This is a genomic window from Caballeronia sp. ATUFL_F2_KS9A, from assembly GCF_023630765.1.
Lineage (GTDB): Bacteria > Pseudomonadota > Gammaproteobacteria > Burkholderiales > Burkholderiaceae > Caballeronia > Caballeronia zhejiangensis.
The window spans coordinates 151,648-178,185 of record NZ_JALQEK010000031.1 but is presented as its reverse complement, the minus strand read 5'-3'; the positions used below and the strand labels follow the sequence as shown (position 1 = coordinate 178,185).

Sequence of the window (26,538 nt, the reverse complement as noted above, 5' to 3'; positions counted from 1 at the left end):
CCCAAAGTTGAAGTCACAAACATCGGCCGAAGTCATCTCCGGCCTTCTACCAAGTCAGGTATCCGGCAACTCGCCGGTGTATTCGTAAGCCACGGTTCCCTTCGGGTGCTTGAACCAGCCCGGGTCGCGATAGTCATTGCGACCGAGTCCCTCACGCACCTTGACGACGGTAAACATGCCGCCCATCTCCAGCGCGCCGAACGGCCCCGTCCCCGTCATCATCGGAAGCGTGTTCTCCGGCAGCGGCATTTCCATGTCGCCCATCGAGCCTCCCGAACTACCCATCGCCATGTAGTCCGGCACGAGCTTGTTGATGCGCTTCGCGAGGTCTTTCTGCGGCACGCCAATCAAATTTGGCACCTGATGTCCCATCGCATTCATCGTGTGATGCGACTTGTGGCAGTGAAACGCCCAGTCGCCGGTCCGGTTTGCCGTGAACTCGATGGCGCGCATCTGACCGACCGCGACGTCGGCGGTGACTTCCGGCCAGCGCGCGGAGGGCGGAATCCAACCGCCGTCGGTTCCTGCGACCTCGAAGCTGTACCCATGCAAATGGATCGGGTGATTGGTCATCGTCAGGTTGCCGAAGCGGATGCGAACACGGTCGCCGGCGCGCACAGGTAGCGAATCGATGCCCGGAAAGACCCGCGAATTCCACGTCCACATGTTGAAGTCCGTCATTTCGTTGACGCGGGGCGTGAAGCTGCCCGGGTCGATGTCGTACGCGGACATCAGAAACACGAAGTCGCGGTCCACCGGCATGACGCTGCGGTCCTTCGGATGGACGATGAACGTGCCCATCATCCCCATGGCCATCTGCACCATCTCGTCGGCATGCGGGTGATACATGAAGGTGCCGTGCTTCTCGAGCTGAAACTCGTAGACGAATGTCTTGCCCGGCGGGATGTGTGGTTGAGTCAAGCCCCCGACGCCGTCCATCCCTGAAGGCACCAGGATCCCGTGCCAATGGACGGTGGTGTGTTCCGGGAGTTTGTTGGTGACAAAGATGCGGACCTTGTCGCCTTCCACCGCTTCGATGGTCGGACCGGGTGCCTGGCCGTTGTAACCCCAAAGATTCGCCTTCATGCCGGGCGCCATCTCGCGGACCACAGGCTCGGCAATCAGGTGGAATTCCTTCCACCCGTTCTTCATCCGCCATGGCAGTGACCAGCCATTCAACGTCGCGACGGGCGCATACGGGCGACCGTTGGGTGGGACCAGCGGTGGCTGGGTGGCGGTTTTTTCCATTGTTGGCGCCTCGGGAAGCGACGCCGCGCCAGCCTTGCTGACCAACGCCGCGCCGAGGAGCGCAGCGCCCGAACCGCCGATAAAACTTCGACGTGAAACCATGTTCATTTACCTTCCGAATTCGTCGGCAACGCCGGTTGGGTCGCGGGAGCGGGCGACGGCGCATCCTGCCCCGATGCCTGAGGGGCCGAAGGTGATTGCGACGCAGCCGGAGATGTAGTCGCTTCTCCTTGGGATGGGCTTGCAGCCGATGGCGAGGCGAGAGGTGGGAGTCGTCCACCGAGCGACTGCTGCAGGTCTGTCTCCGCCGCCCAATAGTCTTTCAGGGCGTCGATGTATCCATTGACGGCCGCGACTTGGTCGCGTGAATCAGCAAGCAGCTCGAACACGCTCGTGAGCATGCCGTTGTAGCGCAGGAGCATCTCGTCCGAGATGGTCTTGCGTAGAGGCACGACCTCGTCGCGGTAGTGCTTCGCAATGTCGTAGCTCGTCACGTAGGCGGAGTACGACTCACGTACCTCGGAGCGGGCGTCAATTGCCGTCTGGGCGAGTCGGTTCGCCGACTGCATATAGATGGCTTCGGCCCGTGCAACCTTCGCGCTACCCCAATCGAAGATGGGAATCTCGACACTGATTTCATACCCATGCTCGCGCCCCTTGTCCGTCTCGAAGTTGTTGAGATAGCCGACATCGAGCGCATTGATGAATCGGGTCGCTTTGCTCAGCCCCAGAGAGGTGGCAACACTTTGTGTTCGCAGTTTCGCCGCCTTAATGTCCAGACGGTTCTCCATCGCAAAGCTTTCGAGCTCGTTCAATTGGGGCCTGTCCTTCGGCAGGTCGGGCAGTCGGTCCGGCAACTTGTACTGAGTCCCCGAACCCCACAGTCCCATCGTGCGGGTGAGCTTTTCCCGGGCCATGACTGACTGTTGCCGGGCTTTTGCCAACTGCGTGACCGATTCCGCGTAGAAGGCCTGCTCGCGCGCGTAATCGAGCTTGCTGAAATTGCCCGCCTGACGCATGCGCAAGGCGAGCTCCGCGCCGGCCTCGGCCGAGTCCTTGACCTGGGCAGCGTAAAGGGCTGCCTGCTCCGCAGCGACCGCGTTCACATAGGCTCGGCGAGCGTCAGCGGCCACGGCGAGCATCGCGTTGGCCGTCTCGAGCTTCGTCTGTTCAAAGCGGCGGCTCTCGATGCGCGTCGCCAAGGGAAGCGTGAGAATTCCCAATACGCCCATCGAGAACGTCCGGCTGATTCCAAAGCCGTCGCTCCAGTGCGTGCGGCTGAACGTAAAGCCCGGATTGGGCAGGCGACCCGCCTGTACGAGGTCGGCCTCGGAAATGCCGAGCTCCCCGTATGAAGCCTGGAGTCCCCGGTTGTTCAGCAGCGCGACTTGGACGGCATCGTCCATGCCGAGCGGCTTCGACAGCAGTTCCCGGGTGCGCTTGAATGCGGCGTCGCGGTCTTCGTCGGCCTTGACGTAGACCGCATCCTTGCCAAGGCGCTCGGACGCGGTCGTCGACACGGTGTTGAATCCACCGTCCTTTGAAAACGTCGTGCAGCCGGCCAAAAGCAAGGTAGCAATGGCTAGGGATGCCACGCGGTTGGGGGCGAAGTTCCGAATCATTTCGACTCGCTCCCGTGTTCGTGACCGCTCTTTCCTTCTGGTGTCGCAACTGGTTGCTGGCCGCGCTTGATGGCCGTCGTGCCTCGACTGGGCGCAACAGCACGGTTCAACTGTTGCCAGCTCGGCGCGTCGCCGTCGTGCCAGGATTTGTATCCGTCGAATGCAGATTGCGCTGCGACGAACGGAACCGATGCCCCGGCATCAGTCGGGTCGGGCACGACTGTTGTGGCGTGCGCGAGCAACGGCAACACTGCGCTTGCGCCCAAGAGCGCCGCAGATATTGTTCGCATGAATTTTTCTCGTCGTTAATCATCCGGCGTCCGTGAGAGACGCCAGAAGCACTTGCTGGTCGCAGCGAATGGCCGCGAGTGAGCGGATTAGACGAGAATGAAGCGGGGAGGACGTTCGATGCCGTCGGTCAGGAACAACACGACACCGGCATCGGGAGGCAGTGGGACGGAGAAATGAACCAGGTCAGCCATAGCGGAAACCGTAGGCACTACCGGTAGCGCCGCACCGACACAGCAGGACGCGCAAGTCAGACAGGCATGAACATGGTGGCCGCCGTTGTGCTGATGACCATCGTGGTCATTGCTGTCGGCCACAGCCGTATCTCCGTCCGCTGCACCAGATTGATGGAAGTGATGGGGGGTCGATGCTTCGTCATCGGCCGCCTCCGACGGCGCACAAATCATCGAGACGGCCGCAATCGACTGAACCGGAAGGCTCAGCATAAGCAGCACGACGAGAATGAGTTTGCGCCAATAGGACATGGGTGCGAAGTCTAGCACGGGGTGTCGAGCCGTGTAACCGCGCGAAGGTGTCAGTGTGTAACCCGACCGGCTGCGTCGCACGCACTCCATACAACGGTTCGGCTTTCGCGTCTACTGGCCCCGCTTAACCCTCTTGACCTTCTCATCATGGGAAAGTTCATGCTACGAGGAATCGCAGACGATGGAGGCGGAAATGGAATTCAGAGTACCAGACATGTCGTGCGGCGGATGTGCCAGCGCAATCACCAAAGCAGTCGCAAAACTCGACCCTGCGGCAAAGGTACAAATCGACGTTGCAGCAAAGACGGTGAAGGTCGAGTCGTCGGTGAATCCGGGGGACATCGCCTCTGCCATTGCGCAAGCCCGCTTCCATCCAATCGTCATTGTTTCATAAGCCGCGAACACGGCCGGCGCGGTCACTGGGTTGTTATCAACCGTCGCTTTCACCAGCCGGTAAGTCTCCCGCAGGGGCTCGCTGCGGGCGAAAAATGGGTGGGCATGACGGGTGCTGGCTACGTCGCTGCTATCGATTGGCGCGCCTGGAGGACCAGTCATACCGACAAGGATGCACGCCATTTTCGCTCGACTGCTGAGGGGCACTTGCGCGCGACGAATCGCGCGGACGCTATCGTCAGCATGCTAGACGGAGGACACGCGGGTGACCGCGGGCACCGATTTGCTCACTGACCGGACGATATGAAACGACATCATCAAGGTCGGAACGTCATCTCGCCGGACCCTTCTTCGCAGTCGAGCCCCACTGTCAAGCCCCACTGTCATAAGGGGAGTCCGGGATGAACATTCTCAGCGCTCTTGGTCACGCCCTGTGGATGTCTTTTGCCATGTTATGGCAGATATTCTGGGGACTTAGCCTGGGCTTTTTGTTTTCTGCCGTGATTGAAGTGACGGTTTCGAAGGCGGAAATGTCCAAGCTGCTACCAGACCATTCCTTGCGTTCGCTGACGCGGGCGAGTCTCTTCGGCGCGGCGTCCTCGTCCTGCTCATATGCCGCCGTCGCCATGGCGCGCTCTATGATTCGGAAGGGGGCCGACTTCACGGCAACGATGGCATTTCAGTTCGCCGCGACCAACCTGGTTCTCGAGTTAGGCGTGCTGATGTGGGTGCTAATTGCCTGGCAGTTTGCCGCCGCTGAGTTCGTCGGTGGCGCCATCATGATTGGTGTGCTCGTTCTGTTCTTTAGGTTCTTTCTGCGTGACTCACTGAAAAAGCAGGCTATCGACCAAGCAAACAAAGGTATCGCAGGCAGCATGGAAGGGCATGCCGCGATGTCGATGGATGAACAGAACGGGACGTGGAAGCAGCGGCTCACGTCAAAGGATGGCTGGACGACTATCAGCCATAGCTATGTGATGAACTGGGCCATGCTTTGGCGGGACATCGGCGTTGGACTACTCGTTGCCGGAGCCATAGCCGCGTGGGTACCAGACAGCTTCTGGCAGAAGTTCTTCATGGTGAATCATCCAACCGTCGCCATGATTTGGGGCGCTTTCATCGGGCCGCTCATTGCGGTTGCCTCGTTCACCTGCTCGGTCGGAAACGTACCGTTGGCGGCCGTTCTATGGAAGGGAGGAATCAGTTTCGGAGGCGTCGCCTCGTTCATATTTGGCGACCTCATCATCCTTCCCATCCTGAACATCTATAGGAAATACTACGGTGGAAGAATGACCGCGTTCATGGCCGTGACCTTTTATGTTGCAATGGTTGTGGCTGCGCTCATCGTGGAGGTGGCGTTTCAGCTAGCGGGCTGGGTTCCAAGCGAGCATCATACTGCCGTGGTCGACGCCGCGATTTCATTCGACTACACGACGATACTGAACATCTTTTTCGGCGTCATCTTCGCAATATTGACGGTTGTTTTCTTCAAGACCGGTGGCCCCGAAATGATGCGGATGATGGAGCGCGGCGAACATGACCACCACGGTGATGGACATGAAGCAAGCTCCCACCGGCATCGTGCGGAGTCACCCGGCCACGGCTCCCATCAGCAACATTGATTTTTTTAACACGGGAGAAAGATATGCAAACGCGAGCTTCAGTTCGGACGGCGGTGCGATGCGCAGCGCTCGCGCTTGGACTCACAGTCGGTCCGGCAATCGCCCAGCAAGGGGCGTCTATGCCGGCCATGAGCATGACAAGTTCCGCTGACGCTAAGTCATCAAGTTCCACCGACGCGTTCAAACAAGCCGACCAGAAGATGATGCAACAGATGCAGGCACCGGCTTACACCGGTAATGCCGATAACGACTTTGTTGCCCACATGATTCCCCATCACCAAGGGGCGATTGACATGGCCGAGGTAGAGCTGAAGTACGGAAAGGACCCAGAAATGAAAAAGCTGGCGCGCAGTATCGTGAAGGCTCAGAAGGAAGAAATCGCATTGATGCGGCGATGGCAGGCAAAGAACGGTCAAAAGTAGTTCGAGCAGCCTGCATCAAGAACGATGCAGGTGACTGTCGAGAAGGCGCCACGGATGTAATCGCACGCGCTAAGCGTAGATTGCATGCGTCGATTGGCTTATATTCGTGTCCCCCGCAGCCGCAGAGCGTTTCCAATTACAGAGACCGAGCTCAGGACCATAGCGGCGCTCGCGATGATTGGACTGAGAAGAATGCCGAGCCGCGGATAAAGCACGCCCGCCGCGACCGGGATGCCTACCGCGTTGTAGGCAAACGCGAAGAACAGGTTCTCGCGGATATTCTTCATCGTCGCCATGCTCAACGAGCGAGCTCGAACGATGCCCCGGAGGTCGCCTTTGACGAGTCGGACGCGCGCGCTGTCGATCGCCACGGCAGTGCCAGTTTCCATAGCAACACCCACATTCGCCCAAGCAAGCGCGGCGCATCGTTCACGCCGTCGCCTGCCATATTGCATTCGATGACGCGCTCGGATAGAGATGCCTGTCGTACAGCGCGGCACGTGCCGACCGTGAAGCGGTGCCAGCAAAGCACGTGTAAAAGGGCCTAGGAGGGGGCCGGCGATTAGTTCTTGCCATCCGCTGACCCTAAAAGTCAATGCAGCACGGACTCCGCGACCCCGGCTAGTGCGCACAGGACTACCACCGCGAGTGGTGGATTTTTCCAACGGGTCAAAAGAAAAAAGCCGGCGACAGCGATCGCGAAGTCAGATTTGTCGTGCACGGCGCTGGTCCAGACCGGCGAGTACAGGGCAGTGGCTAGCAGTCCGACGACGGCAGCATTGACGCCGGACAGCATGGCGGCCATCGAGGGGCGCGCCCGTAGCGCTTGCCAGTACGGGAGCGCGGCAAGAACAAGCAGCAGACCCGGCAGGAAGATGCCGGCGGTCGCAAGCAACGCGCCCCACGCGTGACCCTGCGTCCCGGTCATAATCCAGCCAAGAAAGGCCGCGAAGGTAAAGAGCGGGCCGGGAACGGCCTGTGCAGCGCCGTATCCCGCGAGAAAGTCGTTTGACGACACCCAACCCGTCGCCAACGTTTCCTGCTGCAGAAGCGGCAGGACCACGTGGCCGCCGCCGAAGACCATAGCGCCTGAACGGTAAAACGCATCGAACACTCGGATCGCGCGGGTGGAATCAAACGCTATCACCGCAGGAAGTCCGAAAAGGAGCACGAAGAACAGGATGAGCGCGATTGCGCCGGCGACTCGCGACACGTGAAACTCCTGCGTGTGTTCTTGGGCCGCAGCGAGGGTTTTCGGCGTGGTCGTTCGGCACAGCGCAATGCCGAGCAGTGCCCCCATCACGATCACGATGAGCTGCGCGTAGACCGTGGTTAGGACGGCGAGAATCCCGATGGTACCGAGCGCGATTCCCGCCCGGCGATGATCCGGACACAAGCGACGCGCCATATCCCACACAGCTTGCGAAACGACCGCGACGGCAACAAGCTTCAGCCCATGAATCAGGCCGCCTCCGACCGGACCACCCATCGATGGCGCGAGGATCGCGAAGACGATTAAAAGTGCGATAGACGGCAGCGTGAAGCCGCACCATGCTGCGATGCCGCCGAGCCAGCCTGCGCGCAGCAACCCGATGGAAAAGCCTGCCTGGCTGCTGGCCGGGCCCGGCAGAAACTGGCAAAGACCGACTAGATCGCTGAACGTCTCGTCATTGAGCCAGCGACGGCGCTCGACAAACTCGCGGCGGAAATAGCCGATATGAGCGACCGGGCCGCCGAACGACGTCAACCCGAGCTTCAGAAAAACCGAAAGAACTTCAAATGCTGACCCCGACCGGCGCTGATCGGACGTCGATACGCTTTTTTCCATAAAATTTTCTAATCCCGGGGGGCGTTAAGCGCAATTTTGGAGGGGCGCGAACCAGTCATCTTCGGAAGGCTCGCCGAAGACTTCATGCGCTTTACAGCTGGCCGACGTCACTGCGCGCCGTCCGCCGGTGGTCGCTCGACGGACACGTCGTCCCATTCGACCGGAGCGTTCCGGAGAGGACTTAAGATATTTCTTCTTCTCGAGGCCGTGCAGGATCGGAACGTACACCGTCACAAGCTCAACCTCATTGTCGGCGTCCGATGGATGCACTATGTTCCGGTGCCTGGTCTATCCCTTTGCTGTACCGGCGTCTTTGTTCGAAGTAAAGCGCTGAAATGGCGCGGATGACCGAATGACGTTCAGCAACGGACGTCAAGCCTACAAGCGCTGAGTGACTCAGAAGGGTCGGGTCCAGCCGACGGCGTCGGACAGGGACCGGCCACGACGCGACATTTCGGACTCACCGTCGCGCTGCCGTTCGAATGGCTGCTCCGCCGCCGGCATAGTCGGTTGCAGACGACTTTCGTGCAACCGCCGAGAGGACCAGTGGGGGCGTGAAACCGGTGCGACGGGAGCGTTGAGCAGCTAGCGCTCCAGTTCGCGTGCCCGCGATCGCCGGGGCCTGCGGTCGATGTCGCACGAGCACGTCAAAGAGCGACTGGAAGCCGCTTGCCAGCACACCTCGTGATTCGATCGACGACCCCGCGGCTTAACCGACCGCTTCCGTTTCATCGCCGCGATACGCCGCGAATTTGGAAGTTGCACCGATGAAGCCGGTCCGTACCACACTTACGGTTCGCTCGGCCATGTGCGGCTGCCAGCGTTTGCGTATTCAGACGCCATCTAGTGGAAAATGGACACCTTAGCAACGGTCGGTTATTTTGGCCTTAATCACCGAATGGGTCGGTAGCGGATTTTGATTCGGTGCTAAGGTTGTACTCGGCGCGTACGGCCTTAAGTACACCATCTATGTTGCGTTCGAAGCCAACCGCATTTCCAAAGTGCGTCATGTTCCAGTTACATCCCGTTTTATCGGGCTCCTGCAGATGGGGCCGCGGCACTCGAATCTTTACGCCGTCTTCATCGATTTCCTGTAACCGATGGATTCGTCGGTCAACTTCTTGCTGAAGTCGAGAGGCATTAAGTGTCTTGCGTATCATTCGACGCTCCTTCTCTCGCGATGTTCCGTTCCACCAAGCTATGCTCGAGCAGCCGACCGTTACGCCGCAAGTCGATGCTCGTAGTATGGTCGGTCTCGATCATCAAGGATGGCATACATCGCATTCAAGTTGGACTGGCTGGGATTGAGCCACGCTTCGATATTGTCGACTTTGATGGGCACGATGCATCGGTCGTGGCCAGCGGCCTCGACTTCGGGCGGTGGCTCGTCCGTGATTGCGGCGAAGGACAGCAGGTCGGGCTGCCCTGGCGCGGTCCATCTGGACCAGAGGCATGCAACATGCATTAACTGGCCATTGTTTGGGCGAAACTCGAGGACGACGTTCTCGTCTCGGTCGTGCGTCTCAAGCAGCGTGTTCTCGTACTTCGCCTTCTTGACGTTTTCGTAGAAGACGTCCACTAGCATCACGCCATGCGTGTAGCCGAAGCAGGGCTTCCAGAAACCCTCGAGATTATCGCGTCGCGCGTTGTAAGTCCCCGGGTATTTGAAGTCGTAGTTCGCGGGCTTGCCTGCGATTCTGCACTGGTAGCGCATCGGCTTCACCACATATCTTCCGTTCTCCATCACAAGCACGGGCGCGTAAGTGCCGGGGAAGATGCGTGAGTCGCGCGGTTCTGGCTTGGTCCGATTGATGTCCTCGAGTCGGCGTAGCGAGGCTTCGATTTTGGCGGTCGCAATGCGCATGCTCTCGGTGGCCGCCTTCGTAACCTTCGACTGCAATGTGCGCTCGGCATCCGCAAGGCGCGTTCGCTGCTTGAATAGCTCCTGCTCAAGCTTCGTCGTCTGGTCTTGATTGTACCGGTCGATTAACGCTTTTATCTCGCTCTCGGCATCAGTCTGCGGTTCGCGAAACGCGTCGTCGACCGCTTTGGGAATCTTCGCCTTGCTGCCCTCGGCACGCTCGAAGTATAGGCGCGCGAATTCCTCGATGTCCATGTGTGCACCGAATAGCTTGACGTACTTGCGATAGTCCGCCTGAATTTGGGCCGAGTAGCACATGCGTTGCCTTCCTTTGGTCGATTGATTGGCTGACCGGCTCAGAGAGATTGTTTGCACAGTTTCATCATCTTCTGAACGACCGCGCTCGCGTGATTAAGCTTCATTTCGCCGGTGAACAGCACCTGCACGTCGCTCTGCCGTACCGCGATGCCAGCGGCCTTCAACTCGCGCTCGGCAATCTTCATCGCAAGCTGGCCAAGCAGCACTCGGTTAAGCCAATGCATCGATACACCGCTTCTCGCCAGCCAAAGTCGACTGCTCTCAACGACATGGTCAATGCGCCATTCGCGCGTCAGCGTGTGCGACGCAGCGACGGTTGCCACCAGGAAGCACAGCAAATCGGCGCGTGCGCCCGGCACTTCGTCTATATCAGGTTTATCCATTCCGTGGGTCCCGTTTGTTCTCCTTGCTCGAACTTCGGTGCAGTCGGTGATGGTTCGGTCGACGACGTGTTCAACCGGTCGGCGCCGTCAATCCCTTCAATCCTCCGCGCTGACTACACCGCGTTTCGTTCCGACGCAAGAACCGTCGCACCCCTAGGGTACCTCCGCACAAGCATAGCCATTCGACTTCCCAGTAGCGACTAAAAGGGGCAATTCACTGCTTCACTTTTTGCGTTACGATACTGTACATCCATACAGTGTTTTAGCAACATGGCCGCTCTACCTCAACACATCGAGTCGATTCATCCCAGCCTTTGGCGCGGGTCTCAGCTCGCCCGTGCGTATGGCAAGACGGTCGACACCGGATACGCCGCACTGTCGGCCGAGCTGCCGGGCGGCGGCTGGCCGCTCGGCGCGTTGGTGGAACTGCTTGTCCAGCAGCCAGGGACTGGCGAGATGCGGCTATTGAAGCCGGCTCTCCTCGAACGCAGTACGCGCCCCATCGTGCTTCTGCAGGCGCCGCACGTTCCAAACGCGTTGGCGTTCTCGTATCTCGGTTTGCCGTTGAACAAGGTGTTGAGATTACAGGCGCCCAAGACGGCGGACGCCCTCTGGTGCGCCGAACGCGTGCTGCAAGCGAAGAGCTGCGGCGCGTTGGTGTTCTGGCAGCAGCACATCAGGGCTGAAGCGCTTCGGCGCCTTCACGTGGCTGCCCAAGCGACCGAAACTTTGCTCGTGCTCATCCGGCCGTTGGCGAGTGCGCAAGACGCCTCGCCCGCAACGCTGCGGCTTGGAGTGAGGCCCGCTGATGGTGGCCTCGTCGTCGATGTGGTGAAGCGACGAGGCCCAACCAAAACCGAGCAGCTGTCCGTCTCTTTGCAACCATCGCCGATTCTATTGAGCCCTTATGGCCGTGTTCGTCGCCATCTTCCTGCCCAGGCTTTCGCTGGAGGTGTTTCGTCCGAGGTGGTCACCTCCGACTGAACACGGGTGTGCGGTGCTTGAACGCGACAAGGTGATTGTGATGGATGCGGCGGCACGAGAAGCAGGCGTGCTACCGGGGATGAAACGAGGCGGGGTGACGACGCTCGCCCCGGATGCGGCGGTGTACGACCGGAGCGTCCAGCTCGAGGCGGAGATGCAGCGTGCAGTCGCCTTTGGCCTGCTGCGCTTCTCGCCACAGGTCGCGCTATGCGACGAACAAACCGTCGTCATGGACGTGACCGCCAGCCTGCGGCTCTTCGGCGGCATTCGAAGCGTCTGCTCGCAAATTCGACGCGTCGTGAAGTCGATAGGCGTAACCGTTCGCATGAGCGTGGCGCCCACCGGGCAGGGCGCCTGGCTGCTTGCCAAGCGCGGCCGTTGCCGCGTACTCAAGATGCGCTCGCTCGAGCGGCATCTTGACTCGTTACCGTTTATGGTCGTACAGGAAGTCCGCGCATTCGCTGACTGGTTTCACGGTCTCGGCTGCCGAGCGTTGAGCGACATCCGGCGCCTGCCGCGCGCTGGACTAAAGAAGAGGTGTGGTGTGGATTTGTTGGATTCTCTCGACCGTGCTTATGGTCTGTCACCGGAGCTATATGAATGGCTCGAGGTCCCGCCAAACTTCAGCGCGCGCACCGAGCTTCCGGACCGTGTCGAGCATGCCGAAGCGGTGCTGTTCTCCGCACGTCGCCTCATCGTGCAGCTCTGCGGCTGGTTGAGCGCGCAACAGCTTGCGCTCACGCATGCGACGGTGTCGCTTGAACACGAGCGCGGTCGCCAGGCGGTCGAACCGACCATTCTCGAAATTGCGCTCGCAGAGCCAACGTGGCACGAAGAGCATCTCGTTCGTTTGCTGAAAGAACGGCTCGGTCGCACGGAGTTACAGGCGGCAGTTATCGCAGTGCGCTTGACCGCGTCGAAGGTTCAACCAGCCGAGCCGCCGTCGGAGGACCTATTCCCCGACCCGGGCGGTTCGGCGGAAGACCATAACCGCCTCCTTGAACTGCTAGTCGCAAGACTGGGTGCTGAGAACGTGCTGCGCCCGGCGCCGACGTCCGACCACCGGCCCGAGCTCGCGAACCGATGGGTGTCCGTCCAGGACGACGCAAAGTTGTCGGTGCCGCCCGAAGGTTTGCCACGTCCAACATGGCTGCTCGAGGAGCCGCTTCGCTTGATGATGAAGAACCATCGTCCGTTCTATGGTTCACCGCTCAAGCTCGTCTCGACGGGTGAACGCATCGAAGCGGGCTGGCACGATGGCGAGCTGGTCACGCGCGACTACTACGTCGCCGAGGCGAGCGACAAGAGCTGCTACTGGATATACCGCGAACGCCCGAGCGTGAAGACGGAAGAAGTCCGATGGTTCCTCCACGGCCTGTTCGGATAAGCAGGTGTCGTCGTGGACTTCCCCTCGTCGGCGTTGCCGGACTACGCGGAGCTATTCGCATTCACCAACTTCTCTTTCCTCCATGGCGCTTCTCACGGCGAGGAATTGGTGCTGCGCGCATCGCAACTCGGCTATTCTGGGCTCGCCGTTACCGATGAGTGCTCGCTCGCGGGTGTAGTGCGCGCTCACGTCCAGGCGAAAGAAGAGAAGCTCCCCCTCATCATCGGGTCGTTTTTCCGGCTTGTGAATGCAGACAAGAGTCCGGCGTTCGGGCTCATCTTGCTGGCTCAAAACCGCAATGGCTACGGCAACCTCTCCGAACTCATCACGCTGGGCCGCATGCGGGCAGCCAAGGGCGAGTACCTGTTGACCCCGAATGACATCTCGAGGCCGGAGAGAGAATACGCACATCTGAGAGGCATGCCCGATTGCCTCGCGATTCTCGTGCCAGATTTCCCCGCAAAGGAAGGCCCACTTGCTGCTCAGCTTGAGTGGATGACCGATGTCTTCGCCGAGCGCGCGTGGGTCGGTCTCACGCTGCATCAGCGCGCGATGGACGACATCCACCGCGGTGTAGTTGAGCACATCGCCGACCAGTATCGCGTTCCGGTTGTCGCGACGGGCAACGTCGTCATGCACGTGCGGTCGAGAAAGCCGCTGCAAGACACGATGACGGCAATCCGAATTGGGAAGCCCGTTGCCGAGTGCGGTTATGACCTGGCGCCAAACGCAGAAGGGCATTTGCGCTCGCGGTTGCGGCTCGCGAATCTCTATCCACCGCATACGCTGTCCGAAACGCTCAATATTCTGGAGCGGTGCAATTTTTCGTTGGAAGAGCTTCGATACGAATACCCCGACGAACTGGTCCCCGAGGGGTTCACGCACGAGGCCTACCTGCGACAGGAAACGTACATCGGTGCACACCGTCGGTTCCCGTCCGGCATCCCGCACGCGGTGCAGGAGCAGATTGAGCACGAATTGCAGCTCATCCGTGAACTGCGATACGAGGCGTATTTCCTCACCGTCTATGACATCGTCCGCTTCGCTCGCAGCCAGCATATCCTCTGCCAGGGGCGCGGTTCCGCTGCTAACAGCGCCGTGTGCTACTGCCTCGGCGTGACCGAGGTCGACCCCTCTCGCGGCAACATGCTGTTCGAACGTTTCATCTCGAAAGAGCGAGGCGAGCCGCCTGACATCGACGTCGACTTCGAGCACCAGCGTCGCGAAGAGGTCATCCAGTACATCTATGGCAAGTACGGTCGCGACCGCGCTGCAATCGCTGCTGCGGTGTCGACCTATCGTCCAAGAGGCGCCCTGCGTGAAACCGGCAAGGCGCTCGGCATCGACCCACAAATCGTCGACAAGGTCGCCAAGTCGCATCAGTGGTTCGACCATTCTCAGGACCTGCTCAGGCGGTTCGAGGAGTCCGGCCTCGACCCTTCCAATCCACTTATTGCGATGTGGGCGACGCTGGCCGCGCAGGTACTGAATTTCCCACGCCACCTGTCGCAGCACTCTGGTGGCTTTGTCATCAGTCGCGGCAAACTTACGCGGCTCGTGCCTGTTGAGAATGCCGCCATGCAAGACCGCAGCGCCATTCAATGGGACAAGGACGACTTGGAGGCGCTTGGCCTGTTGAAGATTGACGTGCTCGCGCTCGGAATGCTGTCGGCAATCCGTCGCACGCTCGACATTGTGTCCGAGCAGCGTGGCGAGCGCTTCGAGATGCAGGACATTCCTGCCGAAGACGAAGCGACGTACGAGATGATTTCGCGCGCCGATACAGTGGGCGTCTTCCAGATTGAATCGCGCGCCCAGATGAGCATGCTGCCGCGCATGAAACCGCGTGAGTTTTACGACCTCGTCATCGAAGTCGCTATCGTGCGTCCGGGTCCTATTCAAGGCGGCGCCGTTCATCCGTATCTGCGACGTAGGCAAGGCCTCGAGCCCGTAAGCTACCCAAGCGACGCGTTGAAAACAGCGCTCGGCAGGACGCTCGGCGTGCCCATCTTTCAAGAGCAGGTCATGCAAGTCGCCATCCTGGCTGCCGGCTTCACGCCGGGCGAAGCAGACCAGCTTCGCCGGGCAATGGCAGCGTGGAAACGCAAGGGCGGCTTGGACAAATACTATGACCGTATCGTTGGCGGCATGCTCCAACGAGGCTATGGCAAGGAATTCGCTGAGTCCATCTTTCAGCAGATTCACGGCTTCGGCGAATACGGTTTCCCCGAGAGCCACGCGGCAAGTTTTGCGCTTCTCGTTTATGCAAGCAGCTGGTTGAAATGTCACGAACCCGCCGCCTTCCTCGCGGCGATGCTCAATAGTCAACCGATGGGCTTCTATTCTCCGTCGCAACTGTTGCAAGACGCCACTCGTCACGGGGTGAAGGTCGTTCCTGTTGATGTGACCATCAGCGGGTGGGATTCTGTTCTCGAAAAGCAAGCTGACGGCTCTGTGGCAGTGCGCCTCGGACTCTCGCTACTGAAAGGCATGAAGGACGGTGCTGCAGAGCGAATTGAGGCGGCACGAGCCGTGAGACATTTCTCCAGTGTCAGCGACCTCGCAAGACGTGCGCAACTGGACCGTCGTGACTTGCAAGTGCTGGCCTCAGCAAATGCACTCTCGTCGCTCGCCGGGAACCGGCGCGAGGCGCTTTGGCAATCAGTCGCGGCGGTCCCGGACCGCGACATTCTTGCCGAAGCGCGAATCGATGACGAGACGCCGGTCCTTGGCGCGCCGTCGGAGGCCGAGAACATCGTCGCGGACTACAACTCGACAGGCCTCACACTCGGACGACACCCGCTCTCATTGCTACGCCCGACATTACTCGAGCAGCGCCTAATGCCGGCCTCAACTTTGATGACCTACGGAAACGGTCGGCTCGCTCGAGGCTGCGGCCTAGTCACGGTACGTCAGCGACCGGGTACGGCGAAAGGCGTCATGTTCGTGACGATTGAAGATGAGACCGGCAACGTGAACGTCATCATCTGGCCGTCACTGTTGGAACGCCAGCGGCGTGAGGCTCTCGGTGCGGCGTTGCTAGGCGTCTATGGCACGTGGCAATGTGAAGGCGACGTTCGACACCTCGTTGCGCAGCGGCTCGTAGACATGTCTCATCTGCTTGGTGGCTTAAACACGGTGAGTCGGAACTTCTGTTGAGAGACAAATAGCAAGATTGGTGGCTCCGACTCATCTGCACATAAGATGGTGACCGGTGGCACGACCGTCTGAGAGTCTACGAGAGAACGCGTCAGCAGGAGAGAACGATGGGGCACGCCAGAAATATTGTGCCGAGGCTGCGGCAGTTGCTCGTATAGCCGAAGCTGCCCGTGAAGTGCAAGCTGCCTCTGTTGCAGTCGAGCCTTATTATCGAGACGAGCGAAGCGGCGGTCCGTCAACGTTGCTTCTCGCTCGCCTTACGGCCGCTCTGGCTGACCTCCAGCAAGCTCGAGAGGCGTTCACGAAGCTGCTGGCGTCCGGAGCCGGTTCGCCGGAATAATGAATGCCGGTTTGCCGGCGACCAGCGATTGACTTGGTATTCTTCTGTCGGCCCGGGAAGGGACCGTTCGTCCGGTCCGCGCGCCGGACATTACCGACCGGATCGTCGGCGTTCGTGACACCATAGAGGCATCGGTTTGTTCGGGAGAGCGTAAGCTTCCGTAGGGACATTAGGACGTACTCGCGAGTCGAATGGCAGTCACTCCTAGTCATAAAGGGATCTAAAGCCTCAAGAAACTCTAAAGCGGCGGGACCGTTGTCGAATATGGGTCCCAGTGCGCGCCAGTAAGCGACGCCAGAGCCGTCCCTGAACCAGCCTCTATACCCAACTTCAGTCCGCTCGAAGATTCCCATCATGAGGTCCCAGGCGCATTGAACGGCGGGCCAGTCGCTACGCACATTCGTATTAATATTACGAACAAAAGCAACGGCTTTGGGGCGCCAAGAGCGACGGCCGTATCGCGTTCAGCGTTGGGGGCACGGCCACTTATCCGCCCCTATCGCGTGTCCATTTCATCAACGTGAATCGTCAACGCTTTTCGCAATGGTGCCAACCTTGCCGCGAATGCTGGAGCCCTCCCTCAAATATAGGCTCCTTTGACGATAATGGTAGTCTGGAAGACGAGGCGCTCTTCGGCGGCAGCCTGTTGCGCTGGATCGACGAAGAAGCCGCGATCTACGCCATCTCGCAGCTGGGCAATCAGCGCGTCGTGACCAAGTTCATGTCGGAAATCAACTTCGTGAGCTCGGCGCGGCAGGGCGACATCATCGAACTCGGCATCACCGCGACGCAATTCGGCCGCACGTCGATCACACTGCGCGCCGAAGTGCGCAACAAGATCACGCGAAAAAGCATTCTGACCGTCGAGAAGATGGTGTTCGTCAATCTGAACGAACAGGGCGAGCCCTCGCCGCACGGCCGGACGCAAATTCGCTACGCGGATGAATTGTTCGAAGCCTATCGCCGCGATCAGGGCGTCGTCGAAGCGCCGAAAGTGTCGGGCGACGACTTGCTCGAAGAAGTCGCGGAAGAAGCCGCACATTAAAGAGAAAACGGGCGCCGAAGCGCCCGTTTCGTTTTACGAGCTCGTCACTTCGCAGGCTGCGCTGCGGGATCGTCGTACTGCGGCAATCCCTGCGCCTTGCTCGAACTCGGCGACGGCTGAGTCTTCGGCGCGTTCTCTTCCGGCGCAGGCGATTTCCCGCCGACGCCACCGGCCGGCGATGCCGCCGCGCCCGGATCCACATACGTCGGCAAGCCTTGCTCCGTGCTGCCGCCGCCGGTTTCGCCCGGCGCGCTCGCGCCTTCGGGCGCCGATGCGCCTTCGTCGCCGTAGTCGGGCAGCGAGCTCGCGCCGCCGCCCGTCAGCAGATACTGACGCCGCTGCGTATACGCGTCGCGCACGAACGCGTATTTGTCGAGGGCGGCAGCGGAAAGCAGATCGGTCGCGCCGATCAGGTCGGCCCGCGCGCTCACGAAGTTCAGGCCGAAGAGCGGCCAGCGAATCTCCGCATCGGAATAGCTCAACGGATTCACGCGCCAGTCGACGAGCCACGTCGTCGAGTCGCGGAACGAGCTCGGGCCGAGCAGCGGCAGCACCAAATACGGTCCCGATGGCATGCCGTAGTGCCCGAGCGTCAGCCCGAAATCCTGATGATGCTTCGGCAGACCCGCCGGCGATGCGATATCGATCAGACCGCCGATGCCGAATACCGAGTTCATCGCGATACGCATCAGATCTTGCGTCGCATCGGTGATCTTCAACTGCAGCAGGTTGTTCGCGAAGTTGGAGAAATCGCCGAGATTCGAGAAGAAGTTGCTGACGGCCGTGCGGAACGGGCTCGGCGTGTAATCGACGTAGAACTGCGCGACCGGCTTGGCGACATAGGTATCGAGCGTGTCGTTGAACGTGAAGATCTTGCGGTTCATCGGTTCGAGCGGATCCTTCGGATTGCGATCCGGGCCGGTCGCGCATCCCGTCGTCGCGAGCGCGCCCACAATCGCGAGACTCAAGCCCAATTTACGCACAGCACGAGCGGTCAAAGCCGTCGATCCCGACTTCATTCTTCAATTCCTCTTAGGTTGTCATGTCGTTGCGCCGCCCTGAGCTTCGCGCGCGCCGCCGCGCGCACCTTGCGCGGCTTGCCCATCAATACCGGCTGAAAGACCACCGCGCCGATCAGCGTGCAAAAGAGCGACAGCGCCAGCAGCCGTCCCATGCTGGACGTGCCCGGATGATGGGAAAACCACAGGCTGCCGAATGCGGTCGCGGTCGTGGCCGCACTGAACATAACGGCATGCGTGAGACTGGACTGAAGCAGCCGGGTCTGGCCGGAACGCCACGCCATCACGAAATAGATCTTGAAGGCGACGCCGACGCCCAGCATCAGCGGCAACGCGATGATGTTCGCGAAGTTGAGCGGCATCCTGAAGACGACGCACAATTCCAGCGTGACGATCGCGGAAACGAGCAACGGTACCAAAGTTCTCAGAACGTCGCCAAAACGGCGCAGCGCGATCCACAGCAGCACCGCGATCGCGATCAGCGAATAGAGCGCCGCCTGCTCGAACGCCTTGATGATCGTTTCCGCCGAATGACGCACGGAGATCGGCCCGCCGATCGCGTTCGGCTCGGCTTTCTGCACGGCATCGGCGAAGTGCGCGAGCAGCGCGTCGTCGTTGGGATCGACGCCAGGCGGAATCTTCGGCGCGACATCGACGAGCGCCTGGCCGTTCGGCGTCACGAACGACGCGACCATGTGCGGCGGCAACGTTTCGCGCGTGATCTCCGCCGGCGTGAACAGCGCGCGCAATTGCGCGAGCGCGATACGCAGCGGCTCGGCCATCGCATGCTCGGCGCGATCGCGCGTCGCGGCGTCGGCTTGCGCCAGCTTCGCGAGCGTTTCGGACAGATGCTTCGCTTCCTTATCGCCCGGACCGGGATGCTCGTCGGCGGCGAGCGAAAGCTGGCTCGATACGCGCTTCAACGCCGCCACGCGCACGGCGTCCGTCACGGGCGAGGCCGTCTGCTGGTCGAGCGCGGGCAAAAGCTGATCGGCGGCGGCCTCGATCAGTTCGAGCTTCTTCGGCTGATCGCCGGGAATGAGCGACGAGAGCGTCGTGGCGCTGCCGACTTCCGGCAGCTTCTTCAGCTTCGCGGCGATGGCATCCGCATCGGCGAGCGAGGGCGCGAGCACGGCGACGTCGTTCACCGCGCCTTCCGGCGAGTCCTGCAGCGAGATGAGCGTCGCCATCGACTCGGTGTGCGGATCCTTCAGATGCAGCGGATTGAAGTCGAATCGCAGATTGAAGAGCAGCGGCAGCGCGCCGATCACGATGACGAGCGTGCCGATCAGCACCGGCTTGCGATGCCTGTCGAGGAACTCGTCGACGGGCGCAAGAATCGGAAAGCCCGGCGATTGCGCTTCGCCCGGCGGCGCGAACACCTTGATGAGCGCGGGCAGCAGCGTCATGTTGGTGGCATACGCGACGAACATGCCGACGCCCGCGATCAGCCCCAGCTCCGACACGCCGCGATACGCGGTCGGCAGAAACGAGAAGAAGCTCGCGGCGGTCGCGGCGGCGGCGAGCGTGAGCGGCACCGCGACATGGCGCGCGGTTTCCGCCAGCGACACATCGAGCCGCTTGTGCTTGTAGCGCTCTTCGCGATACTTCACGCCGAACTGGATGCCGAAGTCCACGCCGAGTCCGACGAAGAGCACCATGAACGCGACCGAGATCATGTTGAGCGCGTGGACCATCATGAGTCCGAGCGCCGCCGTGATCGCGAGCCCGACGAAAAGCGTGATGAACACCGCGAGGATCATGCGCTTCGAACGCAGCGCGACCCAGAGGATCATCAGCACGACGAGGAAGGTCAGCACGCCGTTGAGCACGGCGCCGTCCTGCACGGACGCGAACTCTTCGTCGGCGAGCGGCTGCGCGCCCGTCAGATGCAGCGTCGCGCCGTACTTCTTGTCGATGCCGAGTTCCGCCGCCTTCGCGCGAATCTCTTCCGAGGTGCCCGCCGCCGCCTTCAGCGCGTTGAAGTTCAACTCCGGCAACACGGTGACAAACGCGCGCCCGGGCGCATCGTTCGGCGATGAATCCGCGAGGCCGCGCCACGAGAACGCCGCCGGCTGATTCGCCAGCACGCGATCGAGCACGGTCGCGCTCTTGCCGAGCAAGCCGGCCATCTGGCCGAGATTGACCTGTCCGAGCGTCAGCGGCAGGTTGAGCGTGGTGTTGAGCGTCTGCGCGAGGCCGGTGAGCGTCGGGTCGTGCGCGAGCGTATTGATGAGCGGACGCGCCTGCACGAGCTGTTTCGTGACCTGCTCGACCTTCTCCGTCGGGAGATAAAGCAGTCCGTTGTGCTCGAAGAACTCGCCGCCCGCCGGTTGCGACACCGACCTGAAGCGCTCCGGCTCTTTCGCGAGCGCGGCGGCGAGCGCGCTTGCGGCGGCATCGGCGAATTCCTGCGCGGGCGCCTGAACGACGATCAGCAATGCCGCGCCGCGCTGCGGAAACGCTTCCTCGATGGCCTTGCTGCGCGCGGCCCACTCCGGCTCCGTCTCGATCAGCTGGCTGACGTCGGTGCTGATCTTGAAGTGATGGACGACATAAATCGTGGACAGCACGCCGAGCAGCAGCGAAACGGCGATAATCCACGCCGGCCGGCGAATGGCGAGGGTGACGAAGCGAGTAATGTTGGACGTCAGCATGAAGACGTTACCTGGAGTGCCTGTTATTTTTGCGCGCGCGAGCGCGTGAATCGCATGATGCTGCGCAAGTATACCGGGCGCACTGAACGGTCCGTCCTTGAACTGTTACGCTGGCAAGGTGTCGATATACTGACTCGCAGCCGCCTGGCCGCTCCTGCAACGTCCGAAGGCCGCACTACCCGCGCCACCAAACCTGATTAGAGAACGGGTGCCATGAAACGCTATCTGTCTATTTGCTTCGCTTTCCTCCTTGCCTCGATGTCTTTCACAGGCGAGGCATTCGCACAAACGAGTCCCGATGCCGTCGTCAAGAATGCCGTCGAAGGCACGGTCAAGGCCATGAAGGCCGACCCGCAGGCGCGCGGCGGCGACATGGCGAAGATCACGCAACTCGTCGAGACGCGTTTCCTGCCCGCCACCGACTTCCAGCGCACGACGCGCATCGCGGTCGGCAAGGCGTGGGCGACCGCCACGCCCGAGCAGCAGAAGCAGCTTTACGACCAGTTCCAGACGCTGCTGGTCCGCACCTACGCGGCATCGCTCGCGCAGCTCCGCGATCAGGACGTGACCTTCAAGTTCGACGCGCCCAACGTCGACGCCAACGCGAAGGACACCGTCGTCGAATCACATGTCATTTCCACGGGCGGCGACAATCCGGTGCGCTATCGCCTGCAGAAGACACCGCAGGGCTGGAAAATCTACGACATCGACATGATGGGCGCATGGCTCATCCAGGTCTATCAGCAACAATTCGTCGGTCAGCTGCAAAAGGGCGGCGTCGACGGTCTCATCAAGTTCCTTTCCGAGCATAACGCCCGTTCCGCGGGCTGATCGCTCTCTGTCGGGCCGGGCCGGGCTTCAGGTGCGGCGGTGCTCCACCGCGAATTTGATGAGTTCGGCCTGTCCGTCGATATCCAGTTTGCGCTTCATGTTCTGTCGATGCGTTTCCACCGTCCGCACCGACAGCCCATGCTGCTGCGCAATCTGCTTGCTCGATAAGCCTTCCGCGAGCGCATCCAGAATGTCGAGTTCGCGCGGCGTCAGGCGTTCGAGCGGCGTCTGCATCGACTGTGCCTGGATCATGCGCGCGGCCAGCCCGGCACTGAAAAACGTCTTGCCGGCGAGCACCGCGCCGATCGCCTGAATGATCTCGGCGGCGGGCGAATCCTTCAGCACGTAGCCGCTTGCGCCCGCGCGCACCGCCTGCTTCACGTATTCCACGTTGTCGTGCATCGACAGCATCAGCACGCGGATACCCGGATGCCGCTCGTGGAACAGCGCCGCGAGTTCGATTCCGCTCATGCCGGCCATGCCGACGTCCATTAGCGCGAGATCGGGCGGATTCGCTTCGTCGGCGGCGAGCGCGAGCGCTTCCTTCGCGTTGCCGGCCTCGCCGATCACGCGCAGATGCGGCACGGAGTCGAGCCGCGCGCGCAAGCCGTCGCGCACGAGCGGATGGTCGTCGACCAGAATGATGCGGGCGATTTCAGCGCTCATCGGTATGTCCTTGAAGATTCGGTGCGGCGAGCGGCAGCGGTACGCGCGCCACGATCGACGTGCGGCCCGGCTGCGAGTCGATCGCGAGCGTGCCGCCGAGCGTGTCGAGCCGCTCGCGCATGTTGCGCAGGCCGATGCCGCTCGCCGGATCGGAAAACGCGTCGTGCGCGTCGAAGCCCCGGCCGTTGTCGGTGATGTCGAGCGTGACGGCGTGCGTCGCGATATCGAGCGTGACCGCCGCGCGCGAAGCCTGCGCGTGCCGCGCGACGTTGGTCAGCGCTTCCTGCGCGATGCGGAAGAGCACGGTATTGACGGGATCGGGCAGCGTCGCGCGTTGCGGTGCACAAGGCTTGCCCTCGGCGGTCGCTTCGAAGCGCACTTCGGGGCCGTCCTGTCCGTCGAATTCGCGCGCGAGCTGTTCGAGCGCGGCGGCGAGGCCGAGATCGTCGAGCATCGCGGGACGCAGCGCGTGCGAGATGCGGCGCACTTCGCGCAGCGTGCCGGAAAGGCGTCCGAGGCTCGTCGCGAGCGCGGCTTCGGCGGTCGGTTCGCGCGCCGCGCTCCGTTCGAAACGCGCCAGCGCCGATTCGAGGAGCAGCTTCACGGAGACGAGCATCTGGCTGATGCCGTCGTGCAATTCGCGCGATAGCCGCGCGCGTTCCTGTTCCTGCGAATCGACGACTTGCCGCGCGAGGCGCTTCAACTTCGCGTCCGCGCTGCGGTGCTCGCTGATGTTGAGCACCGCGCCGCACACCGCGATGATCGCGAGCCCGAAAAGCGCGATCGCGCCGATCCACATGAGCGTGCGGCGGATATTCCCGGCTGCCTGCGAATCGATGCGCGCGAGCGTCGTCTCGACATCTTCCAGATAGATGCCCGTGCCCATCATCCAGCCCCAGCGTTCGAGCGGCACGACATAGCCGAGCTTCGGCGCGATCAGTCCGGTCGACGGACGCCGCCACACGTAGCGCACATAGCCGCCGCCTTTCGACGCCTGTTGAATCAGCTCCTGGATGGTCAGCGCGCCGTTCGGATCGCGCATGAGCCAGAGATCGCGTCCGACGAGATCCGGCTGGCGCGGATGCATCAGCGACGTGCCGCGCATCGTGTAGACGAAAAAGTAGCCGTCCTGCCCGAAGTCGAGACGTTGAAGCGCGTCGAGCGCGAGGCGGCGGCGTTCGTCGTCGCTGCGCGGATCGTCGGCGGGTGCGTCGTAATAAGGCGCGATCGCGCTCGTCGCAATCTCGACGTAATGGCGCAGTTCGATCTCCTTGCTCGACAGGTACGCGGCCTGCGTCGTGTCGTGCTGCGCTGCTGCGAGCGCTTGCGCCTGCTGGCGCACGCCGTAGGTGATGCCGCCGATCGCAAGCGCGAACGGCACGATCGCGAGCAGGAAGATCTTTGCCTTGAGATTCATCGATACAGGGTGTTCACATTCGAAGCCGCGGCGCGCCGCTTGCTGGAAACACAGGGTTTTCCGCTACGTGAAGCCACGTAGCGCGCATAAGTAGTTATGCGCTTGTAAGCGCCCGGGCGAAAGCGAATACTACCGCCCAATGCGCTATCACGGCGCAATCATCGGCCCGGAAGGGTCAATAACTAAGGAGACGCCATGAATCGGGCTTCCGGATTCCTGGTCTGGATCGCGCTCGCGCTACTGGGCGCGTTCGCATTCGGCACCATCGCGCTCGCGCACGGCGAGCGGATCAGCGCACTATGGATCGTCATCGCGGCGGTCTGCGTCTATCTCATCGCTTACCGCTTCTACTCACGCTTCATCGCGACGAAAGTGCTGCAGCTCGACGGCCTGCGCATGACGCCGGCCGTTCGTCACAACGACGGTCTCGACTACGTGCCGACCAACAAGTACGTGCTGTTCGGCCATCACTTCGCGGCGATCGCGGGCGCGGGTCCGCTCGTCGGCCCGGTGCTGGCGGCGCAGATGGGCTACACGCCCGGCATGCTGTGGATTCTCGCGGGCGTGGTGTTCGCGGGCGCGGTGCAGGACTTCGTCGTCCTGTTCATCTCGACGCGCCGCGATGGCCGCTCGCTCGGCGATCTCATCAAGATGGAACTCGGCACCGTGCCCGGCGTGATCGCGCTGTTCGGCGCGTTCCTCATCATGGTGATCATTCTCGCGGTGCTCGCGCTGATCGTCGTGAAGGCGCTGACGAATTCGCCGTGGGGCACGTTCACGGTTGCCGCGACGATTCCGATCGCGCTCTTCATGGGTGTCTATACGCGCTACATTCGCCCGGGACGCATCGGCGAGGTTTCCATCATCGGCTTCGTCGGTCTGATGCTCGCGATCGTGTACGGCGGACAAGTCGCCGAATCCGCGACGCTCGCGCCGTACTTCACGTTCACCGGCGTGCAGCTCGTGTGGATTCTGATCGGCTACGGTTTCGTGGCGTCGGTGCTGCCGGTATGGCTGCTGCTCGCGCCGCGCGATTATCTGTCGACGTTCCTCAAGATCGGCACGATCCTCGGCCTCGCGATCGGGATTCTCATCGTCGCGCCCGAACTGAAGATGCCGGCCTTCACGAAGTTCGTCGATGGCACGGGTCCCGTGTGGTCGGGCAATCTGTTCCCGTTCCTCTTCATCACGATCGCATGCGGCGCGGTGTCGGGCTTCCATGCGCTGATCTCGTCGGGCACGACGCCCAAGATGATCGACAACGAAGTCAACATGCGCTTCATCGGCTACGGCGCGATGCTGATGGAATCGTTCGTCGCGATCATGGCGCTCGTCGCCGCGTGCGTGATCGAACCGGGCGTCTACTTCGCGATGAACAGCCCGGCCGCGCTGCTCGGCTCGACGCCCGAAGCGGTCGCGCAGACCGTCTCGGGCTGGGGCTTCGTGCTGACGCCCGACATGCTGACGTCGACGGCGAAGGCGGTCGGCGAGACGACCATCGTCGCGCGTGCCGGCGGCGCGCCGACGCTCGCGGTCGGCATGGCGCACATTCTTCATCAGGTGATCGGCGGCCCGGCGATGATGGCGTTCTGGTATCACTTCGCCATTCTGTTCGAGGCGCTGTTCATCCTCACCGCCGTCGATGCGGGCACGCGCGCCGGCCGCTTCATGCTGCAAGACTTGCTCGGCACATTCCACCCGGCGCTGCGCCGCACGGAATCGCTGCCGGCCAACCTCGTCGCGACGGGCCTGTGCGTCGCCGCGTGGGGCTACTTCCTGTATCAGGGCGTGGTCGATCCGTTCGGCGGCATCAACACGCTGTGGCCGCTCTTCGGCATCTCGAATCAGATGCTCGCGGGCATCGCGCTGATGCTCGGCACCGTGGTGCTGTTCAAGATGAAGCGCGAACGCTATGCGTGGGTCACGCTCGTGCCGACTGCGTGGCTGCTCATCTGCACGTTGACGGCCGGCTGGCAGAAGATTTTCGATGCGAATCCGAAGGTCGGCTTCCTCGCGCACGCCGGCAAGCTGAAGGACGCCTACGACGCGGGCAAGGTGATGGCGCCGGCGAAGTCGCTCGCGGAAATGCAGCGCATCATCTTCAACGATTACGTCGATGCGGCGCTTGCCGGCCTGTTCATCTTCGTGGTGTTGAGCATCGCGGTATATGGCGTGCTGGCCGTGCTGCGGGCGCGTCGCGAAACGAAGCCGACCGTGCGCGAAACGCCGTTCGAAGCGATGCCTTCCGGCGCTTCCACCGCGGTGCGCGCGAGCCACTAAGGAGTCGAGCGATGTTCAGCGATCTTCGGCAGGCAGGACGGTATCTCGGCCAGACGATGCGTCTGATGGTCGGGATGCCCGATTACGACGCGTATGTCACGCACATGCAGACGACGCATCCCGACAAGCCGGTGATGAGCTACGCGGAGTTCTTCCGCGAGCGGCAGGAGGCGAGGTACGGGTCGGGAGCGGGGAAGTGCTGCTGAGTTGATGCTGCTGGGTGGTGATTGAAGATAACGCGACGGTGAGAGCCGTCGCGTTTTTTTTGGGCGCTGCGCGAGGT

22 protein-coding genes and 1 pseudogene are annotated in these 26,538 nt (G+C 61.5%); 10 read left to right on the top strand and 13 right to left on the bottom strand.

Going from position 1 to position 26,538, the window contains the following annotated elements; all coding sequences use genetic code 11:
• Positions 1–54: 54 nt before the first annotated feature.
• The 4 genes from NCS67_RS19670 to NCS67_RS19655 form a co-directional block, all read right to left on the bottom strand.
• Positions 55–1,350 (bottom strand): multicopper oxidase family protein, encoded by a 1,296-nt coding sequence (locus NCS67_RS19670; RefSeq protein ID WP_250436365.1) that lies wholly within the window; start codon positions 1,348–1,350, stop codon positions 55–57.
• Between the two features lie 2 nt (positions 1,351–1,352).
• Positions 1,353–2,870, bottom strand: coding sequence for a TolC family protein (locus tag NCS67_RS19665; protein WP_250436206.1), 1,518 nt, complete (start codon positions 2,868–2,870; stop codon positions 1,353–1,355).
• Positions 2,867–3,160 (bottom strand): hypothetical protein, encoded by a 294-nt coding sequence (locus NCS67_RS19660; protein ID WP_250436205.1) that lies wholly within the window; start codon positions 3,158–3,160, stop codon positions 2,867–2,869. The genes NCS67_RS19665 and NCS67_RS19660 overlap by 4 nt, the downstream gene beginning before the upstream one ends.
• Positions 3,161–3,247: 87 nt before the next feature.
• On the bottom strand, positions 3,248–3,643 hold the full coding sequence (locus tag NCS67_RS19655) for a hypothetical protein (RefSeq protein WP_250436204.1): 396 nt from the start codon (positions 3,641–3,643) through the stop codon (positions 3,248–3,250).
• Between the two features lie 193 nt (positions 3,644–3,836).
• Between NCS67_RS19655 and NCS67_RS19650 the strand changes: the two genes are divergently transcribed.
• The 3 genes from NCS67_RS19650 (at position 3,837) to copM (ending at position 6,080) form a co-directional block, all read left to right on the top strand.
• Complete coding sequence (locus tag NCS67_RS19650) at positions 3,837–4,037, top strand: heavy-metal-associated domain-containing protein (protein WP_250436202.1); 201 nt, start codon at positions 3,837–3,839, stop codon at positions 4,035–4,037.
• 400 nt (positions 4,038–4,437) lie between these two features.
• Complete coding sequence (locus NCS67_RS19645) at positions 4,438–5,658, top strand: permease (RefSeq protein ID WP_250436201.1); 1,221 nt, start codon at positions 4,438–4,440, stop codon at positions 5,656–5,658.
• A gap of 23 nt (positions 5,659–5,681) precedes the next feature.
• Positions 5,682–6,080, top strand: coding sequence for a CopM family metallochaperone (copM, locus tag NCS67_RS19640; protein ID WP_250436200.1), 399 nt, complete (start codon positions 5,682–5,684; stop codon positions 6,078–6,080).
• A 98-nt stretch (positions 6,081–6,178) separates the two neighbouring features.
• On the opposite strand, the pseudogene NCS67_RS19635 reads toward copM, so the two are convergent.
• The 5 genes and pseudogenes from NCS67_RS19635 to NCS67_RS19615 form a co-directional block, all read right to left on the bottom strand.
• A pseudogene (locus NCS67_RS19635) lies at positions 6,179–6,528 on the bottom strand (copper-transporting ATPase); the annotation flags it as partial.
• A 144-nt stretch (positions 6,529–6,672) separates the two neighbouring features.
• Positions 6,673–7,908 (bottom strand): chromate efflux transporter, encoded by a 1,236-nt coding sequence (chrA, locus tag NCS67_RS19630; RefSeq protein ID WP_250436199.1) that lies wholly within the window; start codon positions 7,906–7,908, stop codon positions 6,673–6,675.
• An 887-nt stretch (positions 7,909–8,795) separates the two neighbouring features.
• Positions 8,796–9,068, bottom strand: a complete 273-nt coding sequence (locus NCS67_RS19625; protein ID WP_250436198.1) for a hypothetical protein — start codon at positions 9,066–9,068, stop codon at positions 8,796–8,798.
• 59 nt (positions 9,069–9,127) lie between these two features.
• On the bottom strand, positions 9,128–10,087 hold the full coding sequence (locus NCS67_RS19620) for an SOS response-associated peptidase family protein (RefSeq protein ID WP_250436197.1): 960 nt from the start codon (positions 10,085–10,087) through the stop codon (positions 9,128–9,130).
• A 38-nt stretch (positions 10,088–10,125) separates the two neighbouring features.
• Positions 10,126–10,470, bottom strand: coding sequence for a hypothetical protein (locus NCS67_RS19615; RefSeq protein WP_250436196.1), 345 nt, complete (start codon positions 10,468–10,470; stop codon positions 10,126–10,128).
• A 270-nt stretch (positions 10,471–10,740) separates the two neighbouring features.
• Between NCS67_RS19615 and imuA the strand changes: the two genes are divergently transcribed.
• The 4 genes from imuA to NCS67_RS19595 all read left to right on the top strand — a co-directional run bounded on the left by imuA (position 10,741) and on the right by NCS67_RS19595 (position 17,385).
• Positions 10,741–11,454 (top strand): translesion DNA synthesis-associated protein ImuA, encoded by a 714-nt coding sequence (gene imuA, locus NCS67_RS19610; RefSeq protein ID WP_250436195.1) that lies wholly within the window; start codon positions 10,741–10,743, stop codon positions 11,452–11,454.
• Positions 11,378–12,841, top strand: a complete 1,464-nt coding sequence (locus NCS67_RS19605) for a Y-family DNA polymerase (RefSeq protein ID WP_250436194.1) — start codon at positions 11,378–11,380, stop codon at positions 12,839–12,841. The genes imuA and NCS67_RS19605 overlap by 77 nt, the downstream gene beginning before the upstream one ends.
• 12 nt (positions 12,842–12,853) lie before the next feature.
• Complete coding sequence (locus NCS67_RS19600) at positions 12,854–16,000, top strand: error-prone DNA polymerase (RefSeq protein WP_250436192.1); 3,147 nt, start codon at positions 12,854–12,856, stop codon at positions 15,998–16,000.
• Between the two features lie 926 nt (positions 16,001–16,926).
• Positions 16,927–17,385 carry an acyl-CoA thioesterase gene (locus NCS67_RS19595; protein WP_250436364.1) on the top strand — a complete coding sequence of 153 codons (459 nt, stop codon included), beginning with the start codon at positions 16,927–16,929 and terminating at the stop codon, positions 17,383–17,385.
• Positions 17,386–17,429: 44 nt separating this feature from the next.
• Here the strand turns inward: NCS67_RS19595 and NCS67_RS19590 are convergent, their stop codons facing one another.
• Both NCS67_RS19590 and hpnN read right to left on the bottom strand, forming a co-directional pair.
• A complete protein-coding gene (locus NCS67_RS19590) occupies positions 17,430–18,404 on the bottom strand; it encodes an MlaA family lipoprotein (RefSeq protein WP_175982338.1) in 975 nt (324 codons plus the stop codon).
• Positions 18,401–21,061, bottom strand: a complete 2,661-nt coding sequence (gene hpnN / locus NCS67_RS19585; protein WP_250436191.1) for a hopanoid transporter HpnN — start codon at positions 21,059–21,061, stop codon at positions 18,401–18,403. Before hpnN ends, NCS67_RS19590 begins: the two co-directional genes overlap by 4 nt.
• A gap of 213 nt (positions 21,062–21,274) precedes the next feature.
• Between hpnN and NCS67_RS19580 the strand changes: the two genes are divergently transcribed.
• Positions 21,275–21,892, top strand: a complete 618-nt coding sequence (locus tag NCS67_RS19580) for an MlaC/ttg2D family ABC transporter substrate-binding protein (protein ID WP_175982336.1) — start codon at positions 21,275–21,277, stop codon at positions 21,890–21,892.
• A 27-nt stretch (positions 21,893–21,919) separates the two neighbouring features.
• On the opposite strand, the gene NCS67_RS19575 is transcribed toward NCS67_RS19580, so the two are convergent.
• Both NCS67_RS19575 and NCS67_RS19570 read right to left on the bottom strand, forming a co-directional pair.
• Complete coding sequence (locus NCS67_RS19575) at positions 21,920–22,558, bottom strand: response regulator (RefSeq protein WP_008354278.1); 639 nt, start codon at positions 22,556–22,558, stop codon at positions 21,920–21,922.
• Positions 22,548–23,975, bottom strand: a complete 1,428-nt coding sequence (locus tag NCS67_RS19570; protein WP_250436190.1) for a cache domain-containing protein — start codon at positions 23,973–23,975, stop codon at positions 22,548–22,550. Before NCS67_RS19570 ends, NCS67_RS19575 begins: the two co-directional genes overlap by 11 nt.
• 195 nt (positions 23,976–24,170) lie before the next feature.
• On the opposite strand from NCS67_RS19570, the gene NCS67_RS19565 reads away from it, so the two are divergent.
• Positions 24,171–26,255, top strand: coding sequence for a carbon starvation CstA family protein (locus NCS67_RS19565; protein ID WP_250436189.1), 2,085 nt, complete (start codon positions 24,171–24,173; stop codon positions 26,253–26,255).
• A gap of 11 nt (positions 26,256–26,266) precedes the next feature.
• The gene (locus tag NCS67_RS19560; protein WP_008354281.1) at positions 26,267–26,461 is read left to right on the top strand and encodes a YbdD/YjiX family protein; all 195 of its coding nucleotides are present in this window, start codon (positions 26,267–26,269) and stop codon (positions 26,459–26,461) included.
• Positions 26,462–26,538: the final 77 nt, after the last annotated feature.

Excerpts from the sequence above, each read along its gene's own strand:
- NCS67_RS19670 (WP_250436365.1), bottom strand. The coding sequence starts at position 1,350 with ATGGTTTCACGTCGAAGTTTTATCGGCGGTTCGGGCGCTGCGCTCCTC.
- NCS67_RS19665 (WP_250436206.1), bottom strand. The coding sequence starts at position 2,870 with ATGATTCGGAACTTCGCCCCCAACCGCGTGGCATCCCTAGCCATTGCT.
- NCS67_RS19660 (WP_250436205.1), bottom strand. The coding sequence starts at position 3,160 with ATGCGAACAATATCTGCGGCGCTCTTGGGCGCAAGCGCAGTGTTGCCG.
- NCS67_RS19655 (WP_250436204.1), bottom strand. The coding sequence starts at position 3,643 with ATGTCCTATTGGCGCAAACTCATTCTCGTCGTGCTGCTTATGCTGAGC.
- NCS67_RS19650 (WP_250436202.1), top strand. The coding sequence starts at position 3,837 with ATGGAATTCAGAGTACCAGACATGTCGTGCGGCGGATGTGCCAGCGCA.
- NCS67_RS19645 (WP_250436201.1), top strand. The coding sequence starts at position 4,438 with ATGAACATTCTCAGCGCTCTTGGTCACGCCCTGTGGATGTCTTTTGCC.
- copM (WP_250436200.1), top strand. The coding sequence starts at position 5,682 with ATGCAAACGCGAGCTTCAGTTCGGACGGCGGTGCGATGCGCAGCGCTC.
- chrA (WP_250436199.1), bottom strand. The coding sequence starts at position 7,908 with ATGGAAAAAAGCGTATCGACGTCCGATCAGCGCCGGTCGGGGTCAGCA.
- NCS67_RS19625 (WP_250436198.1), bottom strand. The coding sequence starts at position 9,068 with ATGATACGCAAGACACTTAATGCCTCTCGACTTCAGCAAGAAGTTGAC.
- NCS67_RS19620 (WP_250436197.1), bottom strand. The coding sequence starts at position 10,087 with ATGTGCTACTCGGCCCAAATTCAGGCGGACTATCGCAAGTACGTCAAG.
- NCS67_RS19615 (WP_250436196.1), bottom strand. The coding sequence starts at position 10,470 with ATGGATAAACCTGATATAGACGAAGTGCCGGGCGCACGCGCCGATTTG.
- imuA (WP_250436195.1), top strand. The coding sequence starts at position 10,741 with ATGGCCGCTCTACCTCAACACATCGAGTCGATTCATCCCAGCCTTTGG.
- NCS67_RS19605 (WP_250436194.1), top strand. The coding sequence starts at position 11,378 with ATGGCCGTGTTCGTCGCCATCTTCCTGCCCAGGCTTTCGCTGGAGGTG.
- NCS67_RS19590 (WP_175982338.1), bottom strand. The coding sequence starts at position 18,404 with ATGAAGTCGGGATCGACGGCTTTGACCGCTCGTGCTGTGCGTAAATTG.
- hpnN (WP_250436191.1), bottom strand. The coding sequence starts at position 21,061 with ATGCTGACGTCCAACATTACTCGCTTCGTCACCCTCGCCATTCGCCGG.
- NCS67_RS19580 (WP_175982336.1), top strand. The coding sequence starts at position 21,275 with ATGAAACGCTATCTGTCTATTTGCTTCGCTTTCCTCCTTGCCTCGATG.
- NCS67_RS19575 (WP_008354278.1), bottom strand. The coding sequence starts at position 22,558 with ATGAGCGCTGAAATCGCCCGCATCATTCTGGTCGACGACCATCCGCTC.
- NCS67_RS19570 (WP_250436190.1), bottom strand. The coding sequence starts at position 23,975 with ATGAATCTCAAGGCAAAGATCTTCCTGCTCGCGATCGTGCCGTTCGCG.
- NCS67_RS19565 (WP_250436189.1), top strand. The coding sequence starts at position 24,171 with ATGAATCGGGCTTCCGGATTCCTGGTCTGGATCGCGCTCGCGCTACTG.
- NCS67_RS19560 (WP_008354281.1), top strand. The coding sequence starts at position 26,267 with ATGTTCAGCGATCTTCGGCAGGCAGGACGGTATCTCGGCCAGACGATG.